The sequence below is a fragment of the Citrobacter sp. Cpo061 genome, assembly GCF_030332845.1.
Taxonomy (GTDB): domain Bacteria; phylum Pseudomonadota; class Gammaproteobacteria; order Enterobacterales; family Enterobacteriaceae; genus Citrobacter; species Citrobacter portucalensis.
The window spans coordinates 171,820-184,283 of the sequence record NZ_JAOWHB010000054.1; the positions used below are offsets into that span (position 1 = coordinate 171,820).

The 12,464-nt window shown below is 47.7% G+C and carries 12 protein-coding genes and 1 riboswitch; of the genes, 3 read left to right on the forward strand and 9 right to left on the reverse strand.

Annotated features, from left to right (window positions below; all coding sequences use genetic code 11):
• Positions 1–30: 30 nt before the first annotated feature.
• Together thiD and thiM are read right to left on the reverse strand one after the other, a co-directional pair.
• Positions 31–831, reverse strand: coding sequence for a bifunctional hydroxymethylpyrimidine kinase/phosphomethylpyrimidine kinase (thiD, locus tag OGX97_RS21035; protein ID WP_008785237.1), 801 nt, complete (start codon positions 829–831; stop codon positions 31–33).
• Positions 828–1,616: a hydroxyethylthiazole kinase gene (gene thiM, locus OGX97_RS21040; protein ID WP_008785238.1), complete on the reverse strand. Its 789-nt coding sequence runs from the start codon at positions 1,614–1,616 to the stop codon at positions 828–830. The genes thiD and thiM overlap by 4 nt, the downstream gene beginning before the upstream one ends.
• Before the next feature lie 31 nt (positions 1,617–1,647).
• Positions 1,648–1,744: riboswitch (TPP riboswitch) on the reverse strand.
• Positions 1,745–1,984: 240 nt separating this feature from the next.
• Between thiM and OGX97_RS21045 the strand changes: the two genes are divergently transcribed.
• Positions 1,985–2,311 carry an RcnB family protein gene (locus OGX97_RS21045; protein WP_032941982.1) on the forward strand — a complete coding sequence of 109 codons (327 nt, stop codon included), beginning with the start codon at positions 1,985–1,987 and terminating at the stop codon, positions 2,309–2,311.
• 46 nt (positions 2,312–2,357) lie between these two features.
• On the opposite strand, the gene OGX97_RS21050 is transcribed toward OGX97_RS21045, so the two are convergent.
• The 6 genes from OGX97_RS21050 to apbC all read right to left on the reverse strand — a co-directional run bounded on the left by OGX97_RS21050 (position 2,358) and on the right by apbC (position 9,055).
• On the reverse strand, positions 2,358–3,320 hold the full coding sequence (locus OGX97_RS21050) for a fimbrial protein (protein ID WP_008785240.1): 963 nt from the start codon (positions 3,318–3,320) through the stop codon (positions 2,358–2,360).
• A 10-nt stretch (positions 3,321–3,330) separates the two neighbouring features.
• A complete protein-coding gene (locus tag OGX97_RS21055; protein ID WP_008785241.1) occupies positions 3,331–5,811 on the reverse strand; it encodes a fimbrial biogenesis outer membrane usher protein in 2,481 nt (826 codons plus the stop codon).
• A gap of 12 nt (positions 5,812–5,823) precedes the next feature.
• Positions 5,824–6,507 carry a fimbria/pilus periplasmic chaperone gene (locus OGX97_RS21060; RefSeq protein ID WP_008785242.1) on the reverse strand — a complete coding sequence of 228 codons (684 nt, stop codon included), beginning with the start codon at positions 6,505–6,507 and terminating at the stop codon, positions 5,824–5,826.
• 52 nt (positions 6,508–6,559) lie between these two features.
• Positions 6,560–7,114 carry a fimbrial protein gene (locus OGX97_RS21065; RefSeq protein WP_008785243.1) on the reverse strand — a complete coding sequence of 185 codons (555 nt, stop codon included), beginning with the start codon at positions 7,112–7,114 and terminating at the stop codon, positions 6,560–6,562.
• A 284-nt stretch (positions 7,115–7,398) separates the two neighbouring features.
• Entirely contained in the window at positions 7,399–7,680 is a 282-nt protein-coding gene (locus OGX97_RS21070; RefSeq protein WP_008785244.1) for a DUF2574 family protein, read from the reverse strand.
• A 265-nt stretch (positions 7,681–7,945) separates the two neighbouring features.
• A complete protein-coding gene (apbC, locus tag OGX97_RS21075) occupies positions 7,946–9,055 on the reverse strand; it encodes an iron-sulfur cluster carrier protein ApbC (protein WP_003027343.1) in 1,110 nt (369 codons plus the stop codon).
• 164 nt (positions 9,056–9,219) lie between these two features.
• Between apbC and metG the strand changes: the two genes are divergently transcribed.
• The gene (gene metG / locus OGX97_RS21080) at positions 9,220–11,253 is read left to right on the forward strand and encodes a methionine--tRNA ligase (protein WP_003834451.1); all 2,034 of its coding nucleotides are present in this window, start codon (positions 9,220–9,222) and stop codon (positions 11,251–11,253) included.
• 205 nt (positions 11,254–11,458) lie between these two features.
• Entirely contained in the window at positions 11,459–11,917 is a 459-nt protein-coding gene (locus OGX97_RS21085; RefSeq protein ID WP_100272129.1) for a YehR family lipoprotein, read from the forward strand.
• 40 nt (positions 11,918–11,957) lie between these two features.
• Here OGX97_RS21085 and OGX97_RS21090 read toward each other — a convergent pair whose 3' ends face one another.
• Positions 11,958–12,428 (reverse strand): DUF1456 family protein, encoded by a 471-nt coding sequence (locus OGX97_RS21090; protein WP_003834454.1) that lies wholly within the window; start codon positions 12,426–12,428, stop codon positions 11,958–11,960.
• Positions 12,429–12,464: the final 36 nt, after the last annotated feature.

Genomic DNA, 12,464 nt, shown 5'->3' on the forward strand with positions numbered 1-12,464 from the left:
TGGCCGCCGTTTCTGCAGCCAGTATACCCATTACCACCACGCGTGGAAATGATGGACCGGACCAATTCCCTCGCCAACTTCCAGCGTGTCGGCCTGCGCCAGCGCCGCTGAAAGCCACAGTTTGGCTTCCTGTACGGTATCGGCCCAGTTGTTATGGCGCGGACGCAGGGCTGCCAACGCCGCCGATAGCGTACAACCGGTGCCATGGGTATTTTTGGTCATCACCCTTGGTGCGGTAAAACGCTGCTCACCATCGCGCGTAAAGAGCCAGTCGGGGCTTTGCGCATCATCCAGATGACCGCCCTTCATCAACACTGCCTCGCAGCCCAGCGCCCGTAGCGCCCTTCCCTGCTCTAACATCTCCTGCTCACTCTGCGCATGCGATGCCCCGAGCAGTGCAGCAGCTTCGGGTAAATTAGGGGTGATAATCGAAACCTGCGGCAGCAAACGGGTACGCAACGTTTCTACCGCCGAGGGCGACAGCAACGGATCGCCGCTTTTCGCCAACATCACCGTGTCCAGCACCACATTTTGTACCCGATGGCGACGTAAACGTTCGGCAACAGCTTCGACAATGTCCGTCTCAGCCAACATACCGATTTTAGTCGTATCAATACGCACATCATTGAACACAGAATCCAACTGCGCGGCGACAAAATCAGGTTCAATGCGATACACCGACTGCACCCCACGCGTATTTTGCGCCACCAGCGCCGTGATAACGGAACAGCCGTAAGCGCCCAGCGCCGAGAAGGTTTTTAAATCAGCCTGAATACCCGCGCCACCGCTTGGGTCGGTTCCGGCGATCGTTAATGCGTTAATCCGTTTCATGCTTGCTCCTGGGCGTTCAGGTTATAGAGGGCGTCGAGAAATGCCGGGACAAAGCTACCCGGTCCGTTTGATTGCCCGGTGGCGATTTGCCCGGCCTGTTTCATCCAGCTACAGGCGGAGGCGACGTTATCAAGTCGGTCACCACGTAAAGCGCAACTGGCCGCAACAACCGCTGAAAGAGCACATCCGGTGCCCACCACGCGAGTCATCAACGGGTCACCACCGTCCACGCAAACGGTACGCTGACCATCGGTGACGTAATCCACTTCGCCGGTCACCACGACAATGGTCCCAATCTGACGAGCCAGCGCCTGCGCTGCCGGAAGCGCAGCGACAGCCGTATCGGTTGTATCCACGCCACGTCCCCCACCGTTCATGCCGGCCAGAGCAAGTATTTCCGAAGCGTTGCCACGAATAGCCGCAGGCTGTAGTGACAATAATTCCAGGCAAAAGCGGCGGCGAAACTCAAGCGCGCCTACGGCAACGGGATCGAGCGTCCACGGGGTTTTAGCATGATGAGCCTGCTCAACTGCGGCACGCATCGCCGTGGCCCGTTCCCGAGTTAAGGTGCCGACATTAACCAGCAATGCACTGGCAATAGCGGCGAATTGGCTGGCTTCTTCAGGCTCGATCACCATCGCAGGCGATGCGCCCAGCGCCAGTAACGTATTGGCAGTAAAGCTCTGCACGACCTCATTGGTCATACAGTGTGTGAGCGGGGATAAGTTTCTAAATTGGTGCAAAGTGTGAGCCGCGAGCGCGCGGCTGTGCAGGTCAGGCTGCATTGTTCAGCTCCTGCCCGCGCGAAGAAGGGACACGAGCAGTGTCAGACTTCCCTACGCTGGCATTATCCAGATCAGGTGGTACGGGTATTTCTCAGCCTTCACCAGGAAGGGCACCCCGAGTCGTTGAAACGCAAATGTAATATGTTGGTTTCAGCAACAGGATACTGTCTGTGCTTAACGATGTAAATTGGCGCACTCCCCACTCCCGCAGTGAAACTACTGGTCAAGGTTGCTGCAATTCTGTACTTTCATTTACACTTTTTACGAAATGACTGGAGTGATCACAAAATAGTGCTTGTCAGACATCCGGTATGCCAGGAATGATACATGACTGATTTTGATGACCCGAAGAGGTAGAGAGGATGGGTATGAAGAAGAAAATGTTGCTGGGCGCGCTGTTGCTCGTAACCAGCACCGTCTGGGCCGCGCCTACAGCTACTGCTGCCGCAAAGGGTATTGATCAATATGAGCTAAAAAGTTTTATTGCCGATTTTACCCATTTCAAACCCGGTGACAAGGTTCCACCACTGTATCTCACCGAAGAATACACCATTAAACAGTGGAATCTGCGCAACCTGCCCGCACCGACGGCAGGCACCCACTGGACCTACATGGGCGGCGCATATGTGCTGGTCAATGATGCCGATGCTAAGATCATTAAAGCCTACGACGGCGAGATTTTTTATCACCGGTGAAAAAATACGCACTCGCTCTGATGAGGGAGTGCGTATTCCAGTTCACTTACTGATAATTCACACTTAAAATAACTTTACTGGAAACCAAACCAGGGGTCGGTCTTTCATTGTTCATCAACGTATATTCGGCTGATACCGGAAAGATATATTTATCGCTTATAGCAGATAATTTAGCAACAGTTAACAATGAATCCCCTTTACTTAAGCTTGTCGAGCCTGAGCCATTAAAAATTTTAAACCCGACATTTTTACTACCATTTTGTATGGCGTTAACTAAATTTTTCCCTTCAGAATCCCAGTCACCGGATGAAAGCTTAACCACCACTGGGTTACTGGCGATATTATGAACTCCATCGCATGCAAGTTCTATATTGGTAAGAGAACTTCTTTTCTTTTCACCGGAAATTAATTCCTGAACTGTAATATTTTCCATATTTATTTCATAAGATGGAGAAACAAACTCACATGTCGTTTTTTTATTGATAACAGTGACATTTAAATTCACATAAAACTGGCTGGCATCACTTCCCCATATACATCCTCCAAAAATCTTAACACATTGTTGAGATGATACAGTAAAAGCTTTATCTATTATAAACGAATTGCCTTCAAAGATCTTAACCGCCGCCCCCCCATTTTTTATATAATCAAAGGTAAGAGTGATTGGTTTATTTATATTGCTGACGTTTTTGTCTCCATAGCCAACATTCACAGGAAAAGTGGTTGATGTTCCTTTTATGGAAAATTTCAAACCATTACTCGCTCCTAAGGAATATATGTTGTCCGCAATGTTATCAGTAAAATACATTTTATCGTAAGGCAATACACAAGAGAAATTTTTTGTAAATGCCAGATTCTGTTCCTGAGATATAGAGAGTAACTTATTACTCAAATCAAATGTGACATCCAAAGTGATGGTATCATCATTTTTACCATCCCCATCAATCCTGCAGGCACTTTGTGCTACAAATGAAACAAATAACAAAAACATAAATAGTAGATTTTTCACTATTCATACCTCACCGACAAATATAAACTTTACTTTCATCAATCATTTTATCGAAGGTGATTGAGCATGAAAGTCCCTGTTGTTTATCAATCGCCACTTTTATCTCCGGCGGCACTTCATTGGTACGAATAAAAAGCTGGCTTCCCTGACCTACCACGCCAATATTGTGTCCATGAATATCTTCTACTTCATAACCAAACGTCAGCGGTGAACCATCAGGGCGCTGCGCCCGGATATACCAGGGTTTGCGTTGGTCGGTATCAAACCTTGTCAGCACTACCGCTCCGCGGTACGGGGCGGCGCTGCGGCGGTTGCCTTGCAGGTCGGTTTCACTATTGGTGTTAGACACATCCAGCGTCAGGTGGTTTTCACGAAACGGCGTTAAACCGTCGTAGACCACCACACCATTACGGTTGGTCGTACGGTATTTTTGCCCATTTACATAAGCCCCTTCCAGACCCGGTGCATGCATTACAGCAAACGTTTCTGATAATCGATTGGCTAAATTCACACCACCAGACCAGGCCACAAGGCCACCCGAAATGCTGCCGCCAGCTTGCGTATATTTAGACGACTGGCTGTAGCTGCCGTTAAGCGTAGCAACTGGCGCATTCCACGTCAGATTGCCGCCCGCTGTTGTCTCGCTGTCCTGCCGTTGATGACTGAGATTCACCCCATAGTTAAACTGATCGCGACTGCCTGCAGTACCGGAAAGCCCGGTATTGTTAGACGCAAAACCATCATCATCAAAAGTCGTTGAGTTAGACACATACAAATGTCTGCGCGGAGCGCTAATATCATCTCCCCAGTCAAACGGAATGGAGATAAAGATGTTAAAACGTTTATCTTCGTGATGATCTTCATCGTAAGTCTGACTAGCTGAAAAGGTATAGCTAATCCGTTGCCAGCTATTGGAATAACTCAGTTGATAATCTTTGCTGCTACCGCTACGCCCCCAGTAATCTCGCCACAGCGTACTGAGCGAGAATGAACCCCAGCCTTGCGGCAGAGACTGGCTGACGTTGGCCGAAAAACTGTTCTTACGACCAAAATCATTCTGATAATAATCTGCAATGTCATACACATCGTTTTCATCACGACGGTAGCTATTTTTGTTATTGGCCCAGACATGATCGTTAAACGTGCGATAGTCTTTTGAAGAGTAGCGATACGCCGCTAAGCCAAAACGGGTGGCGGTTTGCGTCAAATACTTGTTATAGGCAATCTGGTAGCTCTGCCCGTCAAACACATCACCGCTATCCTGCTTACTGTGGGACTGTGTTGCATCAACGGAAATCGCGCCAATACGCGTATTCCAGCCGGTACCCAACGTAAACGCATTGTAGTTATCCGCCAGCATGGTACCGCCGTACAGCGTTAACAGATTATTCAGCCCGTACTGATAGCTCATCTGTGCAAAGTCGGTCTGGTTACTGGCGCCTTCGATATAGCTACGCCCGGCGGCAAAATCATATTTTGAGACACCCGGCTGCAACATATTGGGCACCGCAGCATAGGGCACCAGATAGGTTGTTACCGATCCGTCCGCCTCTTTGATACTGACGTCAAGATCCGCACCGCCACCAGCCAACTGCAAATCAGCAATAGAGAACGGGCCTGGCGGGACTTCTTTCTGATAAACCACAAAGCCGTTCTGCTCGATGGTGACCAGCGCATTGCTTTGCGCAATCCCCTGAACCAGGGGCGTAAAATTCTGTTTTGAGTTCGGCAGCATCTGCATATCGCGATACAACCGTACGCCACGAAAGCGCACAGCATCAAAAATATCTGATGAGGTATACATATCCCCGGCACGCAGAGTGCCCAAAATTTGCGGGATGCCGCGTTCCAGATACAGGGTGTTGCTTTTCCACTCCCCGCTGCTGTCATCGGTTTTGTTATAGCTGGCATCAGAATGCAGCTGCCAGCCCAGCAGGTTTAACCCACTGGTAAAACGCGCATAGGTACTTTTGCTGTTACCAGAATCCTTATAGTCGCTGTAATACTGACTGGCATAATAGGAAGTATAGAAAGCATTGATGCCGCGATCCCAATTCTCAGGAGGAACATACCCTTGCTCAAGTTCATCGACAAACGCCTGCGGAACGCTGAGATCCAGACGAAACGTGCCGATATTCCAGGCATAACTGCCCCCTTGCACCACCTGCTTTAGGGTTGGGCATTCATTCTGCTTGTCCAATGCTTGTATATTTATCCCCAGACGCGTTAATGCATCGCGGGATAGACAGGTGTCATCCGGATTATCTTTAACAGTAATATCATACTTACCACGCCACTGTTTATTGACGTAGATGTCAATATCATATTGGCCTGGCAGAGGTTGATTATCATCGAGGCGAAAATCAGAAACTTTCTCACCCTTCATTCCACCCATCATAAAATTTGTATCAAACGTTTCTTCTGCGGCATGGGCATCAATGCCAAGTAGCAACAGTAATACCGCCGAAGCAATCGGAGTCATCCTTAACATAACCAGCTCCTGTTATTTTAGGCTGACGTTATGGCTAATATAATTACCGTGATCGTCAATAATAGTCATTTTATACTGATTGGCATTAGCACTTTTTAATGCCACGTCTGTGCTGGAGAGCGGTGCAAGCATAATACTTTCGTTATTAATTTTAACATTATTAGCTTTTACTTCCGTCACCGTGACCCAGTTAGCGGCATCATTCTTAATGGAATAAATACTACCGCTACGTTTCATGGAAAGTTTCTGAAATGTACCTCTATTAACTGGGGCAATTCCTTTAGGCCGATAGAATAATTTAATGCGATTCTGCATTGCAAATTTCAATACATTTTTACCAGTACTGTCTGGATTGTTTGGTGGAATATCCAGTACATTAAGATAAAACAAACTTTCTTTATTATTTGGCAACATATTCGGCATTTTTTTAATTTTCAACTGCTGGCCAGAGTCCGCTGCTATCTTAGCCACTGGAGGAGTAAGCATAAATGGTACGTGAATTTTTTCCGGTGGTAACGATGTATCTCCATCATCAATCCATGACTGTACCAGTGAAGACCGCACCCCCTGATTCATCAATTGAACCAATACTTCTTTTTTTTCTGCCGGGTAGATAACGCGAGTGCCATAAATCACTATACCAGCATGGACGGGGTGCGTAGATGCAATTAATAAAGCCGTTAGAATCCATTTCATTTCGCGTTCGTCCTTTTTAATGAATTGCCGGTGAAGACACCGGCATAGAAATTTAGTCTGCAGAAACGGAAATGGTTAAAACCGAAGACAATGTCCCTGCGGTTACCGGGATATCAGAATTAAGACGAGCATATTTTGCTTTGAAATCCAGAGTATACTCAATTCCATCATTGGTTTCTTTTGCTGTAAGCTCATTTTTTAGATTACTCTCTTCAGCATCTGTAATTTGCTTATCACCCAATGCTAAATTAAAACCAACACCGTTTGCATCACCAGACGTTTTATTCAGAACTCCGGATGTAAATTGTGCACCAGTAATTCTTACAGTATTTAATTCTGTACCTACTGGACACACAATAACCATTGGTGTTGAATCATCATCCCTCTTTTCGTCACCTACGGTAGCACCAGTAGACAAACCAGAAAAACGTGAAGCATCAATATTTGGCAGTGTAATAGTGCTTTTCGCATCGCTATTTTTAAAATAACAGGAACTATTTTCCACCGTACCATTGATGGTTAACGTGCCAATTTCATTGGCAGCAAAAGCCCCAGCGCTCATAAATACAGCAGACAGTACAGCAGCAGAAATAATTGAACGTTTCATAATATCTTCCTTAATAAAATAATTTCTATTTGTTAAGAGGGTTAACTCTTGGATTTAAATTCGCACAACAAAAACGTTATCGCAATGTGAACACGTTGTTTTGTTGATTTAAAACAAGTTACCAATTGCAATATAATTGCAACAAATAAGTGAAGATAAACACTATTTATATATTTAATAAATTAGCGTTATTAATTGTCGTTTTTTATTTGTTAGAAAAATAGAAAAGCACTCATCATTCATATAAATGATGAGTGCTTAATATCAACACTGAGATTCTTAGTCTAATCGTAACGGTTTAACACTATCTGTCGCATAGAATCCCCTGGTACAGAAACGATCTCGGTCACGACGCCCTTCGCTGGAACAGGATCCACATGACTGACATTTGAAAGATGAAGAGATTGACCGCATTTCTGTTGAACGTTGTTATTCACGACGTCAGCACTACAGGTTGGTTCAACGACTCGCCCACTGATTGTTAAGGTCGCAGTATCGGAAGCGAAGATAGGGGCGCTCATTCCATAAGTCAGAGCTATAATTCCCATCAGTAAACTTTTTTTCATTTTAATCGTTATTCCTGTGGTTAGCATCAAATAGCATACAGAGGACCTGTTCAGCAGATTATGGGCATAACACCCTGTTTGAACCAATTGAAATTGTAGATTAATGAGATAGATTTGATCAATTATAATGATGCATCGAGGTGATTTATTCGGAAAAAGGCATGAATTATAAACGCAGAGTGAACAATATCGTAAGATTTTTAAATTTAATATATTCACCGCATCAATAATACATTGATACGGTGAATATCTGTAACGCTATAAATTACACCGCGCGGAAGGCAATCTCGCCCGGAATAACTTCTCCTTGCCAGTAGAGCTGTGCAGCCACTCGTCCTGCCAGGTCGCGGTAAATAGCAGTAAATTCGCTATCAGGACGGCTAATCACCGTCGGCGTACCACGATCGAGATCCTCACGCAGAGAAATATGCAGCGGCATCTGTCCCAGCAGTTGAGTGTGATACTGTTCCGCCAACTTCTGTGCCCCACCGGTACCGAAGATCGGTTCATGGTGACCGCAGTTGCTGCAAATATGCATACTCATATTCTCAACAATACCCAGTACCGGCACTTCGACTTTTTCGAACATCACGATGCCCTTTTTCGCATCGATCAGCGCGATGTCCTGCGGCGTAGTGACAACAACTGCGCCCGTTACCGGAATGTTCTGCGCCAGCGTCAGCTGGATGTCACCGGTGCCCGGCGGCATATCCAGTACCAGATAATCAAGATCCGGCCATAAAGTTTCCTGCAACATCTGCAGCAGCGCTTTGCTGGCCATCGGGCCGCGCCACACCATTGCGTTATCGTCAGTGACCAGATAACCAATAGAGTTCGTCGCCAGACCGTGAGACATGATCGGTGCCATGTGGGTACCATCTGGCGAGGTTGGACGCTGGTTTTCCGCGCCAAGCATTGTCGGGATAGACGGACCATAAATATCGGCGTCCAGAATCCCTACCTTCGCCCCTTCTGCAGCCAGCGCCAGCGCCAGGTTCACAGCGGTAGAGGATTTACCCACGCCACCTTTTCCTGAACTGACGGCGATGATGTTTTTCACACCATTAATACCCGGCTGGTTTTTCACGCGCTTCAGCGTCGCGATGTTATGCGACAGTTTCCAGTCGATCGCTTTCGCACCGGTAATACGCAGCAGATCGGCGCTACATTGCTCTTTTAAGTCCTCAAACGCGCTATGCCAGACAAACGGCATGACCAGCTCAACGTGCAACGTGTCATCCATCCAGGCGACGTGGTGCAACGCTTTAAGCGTCGTCAGATTATGCTTCAGGGTTGAATGCTGAAAATTCGCCAGCGTCCCGGCAACCATGGCGCGCAGGGTCTCTGGTGATTTGGCCTGGGATTGTGCGTTCATCCCGACTCCTTTTTGTTGTTCTGAATATACAATAGTCACCAGGTAGTTTACTCCAACCGCAACAATTATTCATTTACGGATAAATGCCCTTATCGCTTGGCGCAGTAATTACCATTTTGGTACTATCAAAGCCCTTTTCACTACAAAAGAAGTAATTGCCCACTATGACTCAAGTCGCGAAGAAAATTCTGGTAACGTGCGCGCTGCCGTACGCCAACGGCTCAATCCACCTCGGCCATATGCTGGAGCACATCCAGGCTGATGTCTGGGTCCGTTACCAGCGAATGCGCGGCCACCAGGTTAACTTCATCTGCGCGGACGACGCACACGGTACGCCAATCATGCTGAAAGCACAGCAGCTTGGGATCACGCCAGAGCAGATGATCGGTGAAATGAGTCAGGAGCATCAGACTGATTTTGCAGGTTTTGACATCAGCTACGACAACTACCACTCGACGCACAGCGAAGAGAACCGTGAGTTGTCTGAGCTGATTTATACTCGCCTGAAGGAGAACGGTTTTATTAAGAACCGTACAATCTCCCAGCTTTACGATCCGGAAAAAGGCATGTTCCTGCCGGACCGTTTTGTTAAAGGCACCTGCCCGAAATGTAAGTCTCCGGATCAGTACGGCGATAACTGTGAAGTCTGCGGCGCAACCTACAGCCCGACCGAACTTATCGAGCCGAAATCCGTCGTGTCTGGCGCAACACCGGTGATGCGTGACTCCGAACACTTCTTCTTTGATCTGCCGTCATTCAGCGAAATGCTGCAGGCGTGGACGCGCAGCGGCGCGTTACAGGAGCAGGTCGCCAACAAAATGCAGGAATGGTTCGAATCCGGCCTGCAACAGTGGGATATCTCTCGCGATTCCCCGTACTTCGGTTTTGAAATCCCGAATGCGCCTGGCAAGTACTTCTACGTTTGGCTGGACGCGCCAATTGGCTATATGGGTTCATTCAAAAACCTGTGCGATAAGCGCGGTGACACCACCAGTTTTGACGAGTACTGGAAGAAAGATTCCGACGCCGAGCTGTATCACTTCATCGGCAAGGACATCGTCTACTTCCACAGCCTGTTCTGGCCTGCCATGCTGGAAGGCAGCAACTTCCGTAAGCCGACCAACCTGTTCGTACACGGTTATGTGACGGTGAACGGCGCGAAGATGTCCAAATCTCGCGGCACCTTCATTAAGGCCAGCACCTGGCTGAAGCACTTCGATGCCGACAGCCTCCGCTACTACTACACCGCGAAGCTTTCTTCACGTATTGATGACATCGACCTGAACCTGGAAGACTTTGTCCAACGCGTTAACGCCGATATCGTCAACAAAGTAGTCAACCTGGCATCCCGTAACGCTGGCTTTATTGCTAAGCGTTTTGACGGCGTTCTGGCGGCTGAGCTGGCCGATCCGGCGCTGTATAAAACCTTCACCGACGCCGCAGCGGTGATTGGCGAAGCATGGGAAAGCCGTGAATTTGGTAAAGCTATCCGTGAAATCATGGCGCTGGCCGACGTGGCAAACCGCTACGTTGACGAACAGGCACCGTGGGTCGTGGCTAAACAGGAAGGCCGCGATGCCGACCTGCAGGCGATCTGCTCCATGGGTATCAACCTGTTCCGCGTGCTGATGACCTACCTGAAACCGGTTCTGCCAACGCTTGCTGAACGTGTTGAAGCTTTCCTGAACAGCGAACTGAGCTGGGATGCCATTGAACAGCCACTGCTCGGCCACAAGGTCAACACCTTTAAAGCGCTGTACAATCGCATCGACATGAAACAAGTTGAAGCGCTGGTTGAGGCGTCGAAAGAAGAAGTGAAAGCAGCTGCAGCACCGGTTACCGGCCCGCTGGCTGATGACCCGATTCAGGAAACCATCACCTTTGACGATTTCGCCAAAGTTGACCTGCGTGTAGCGCTGATTGAAAACGCCGAATTCGTGGAAGGTTCCGACAAACTGCTGCGTCTGACGCTGGATCTCGGTGGTGAGAAACGTAACGTCTTCTCTGGTATTCGTTCTGCGTATCCAGATCCGCAGGTCCTGATTGGCCGCCAGACCATTATGGTTGCCAACCTGGCACCACGTAAGATGCGCTTCGGCATTTCCGAAGGGATGGTGATGGCCGCAGGTCCTGGCGGGAAAGATATCTTCCTGTTAAGCCCGGACGAAGGTGCAAAACCAGGCCAACAGGTGAAGTAAATCAAACATCTCAAGCGCTGCAACCGCAGCGCTTTTTTTTGCTACGCAAGTGCTTCCTCTAATCTTAACCCCCGCTCCATTTTCGGACTGCTTCGTTGTTAATATTAGATTTATTCTATACTGCTCTGGTATCAAGGTAGTCCGGGCTCACCAGATTCGTGGACGTTATTATTTAACATCCGATATTCATGAAATGGAGTTTTACATGAAAGCGTTACAAAAATTATTTTCTCTCGCCGTGGCATCGATTGTGGTTTTTTCCCTGGCGGGATGTGGTGATAAAGAAGAGACAAAAACATTCAATGCCAACATTAATGGTTCTGATATCACCGTCTCTTACACCTATAAAGGTGATAAGGTCCTGAAGCAAATCTCCGAAAGTAAAATTAGCTATGCGTCAGTCGGTGCCAGCAATAAAGAGGAAGCAGCAAAAGTATTCGACGCATTAAGCGCCAAATATCAGAACATTCCTGGCATAGAAGAAAAACTCTCCTATTCAGATACCTATGCGCAAGAAAATGTCACTATCGATATGGAAAAAGTTGATATAAAAGCGTTGCAGGCCATTTCAGGGATGAAGCTATCTGAAAACGCCGATAAAAACATCAGCATGAAGCAAATGCAAACGGTAATGGAATCGGCGGGTTTTAAAGAAGTGAAGTAAACCATCGGCGACCCGATTTTAATCGGCGTCGCCCATTTTTTTATGGCTTCGCGTTATGTACCCGTGATGTCAAACCACGCAGAAAATAACGCAGGAACTGATCGCCGCATTCGCGATAGTTCTTATGATCAGGTGCACGCATCATGGCGGTAATTTCCGGCATCGACACACGGAATTTCTGCTCGGTCATAATAGCCAGAATATCATCGGTTTTCAGCGAAAAGGCGATACGCAGCTTTTTCAGCACCGTATTGTTATTAACACGACGCTCCAGCGCCAGTTCCGGTGCAGAATCATCTTTACCACGCAGATGATAAATCAGGCCGTTTAAAAAACCGGAGAGAATGATATCCGGGCAACGAACAAACCCAGCCTCATCTTCTTTTGTCATCCAGGTATCGAAACCTGCGGAGGTGGATTCCATGTCAGCAAGCGCAAGAATACGCACCATGTCGTTATTGTTCGCTTTTAGGGTGTAGCGCAGGCTACGAAGAATATCGTTACTTAGCATAGAGCCTTCAACTGTCGGTGATGCAATGGCGCGCAG

Bases quoted from the DNA above. Each gene is read 5' to 3' on its own strand.
- thiD (WP_008785237.1), bottom strand. From the start codon at position 831: ATGAAACGGATTAACGCATTAACGATCGCCGGAACCGACCCAAGCGGT.
- thiM (WP_008785238.1), bottom strand. From the start codon at position 1,616: ATGCAGCCTGACCTGCACAGCCGCGCGCTCGCGGCTCACACTTTGCAC.
- OGX97_RS21045 (WP_032941982.1), top strand. From the start codon at position 1,985: ATGAAGAAGAAAATGTTGCTGGGCGCGCTGTTGCTCGTAACCAGCACC.
- OGX97_RS21055 (WP_008785241.1), bottom strand. From the start codon at position 5,811: ATGTTAAGGATGACTCCGATTGCTTCGGCGGTATTACTGTTGCTACTT.
- OGX97_RS21060 (WP_008785242.1), bottom strand. From the start codon at position 6,507: ATGAAATGGATTCTAACGGCTTTATTAATTGCATCTACGCACCCCGTC.
- OGX97_RS21065 (WP_008785243.1), bottom strand. From the start codon at position 7,114: ATGAAACGTTCAATTATTTCTGCTGCTGTACTGTCTGCTGTATTTATG.
- OGX97_RS21070 (WP_008785244.1), bottom strand. From the start codon at position 7,680: ATGAAAAAAAGTTTACTGATGGGAATTATAGCTCTGACTTATGGAATG.
- apbC (WP_003027343.1), bottom strand. From the start codon at position 9,055: ATGAACGCACAATCCCAGGCCAAATCACCAGAGACCCTGCGCGCCATG.
- metG (WP_003834451.1), top strand. From the start codon at position 9,220: ATGACTCAAGTCGCGAAGAAAATTCTGGTAACGTGCGCGCTGCCGTAC.
- OGX97_RS21085 (WP_100272129.1), top strand. From the start codon at position 11,459: ATGAAAGCGTTACAAAAATTATTTTCTCTCGCCGTGGCATCGATTGTG.
- OGX97_RS21090 (WP_003834454.1), bottom strand. From the start codon at position 12,428: ATGCTAAGTAACGATATTCTTCGTAGCCTGCGCTACACCCTAAAAGCG.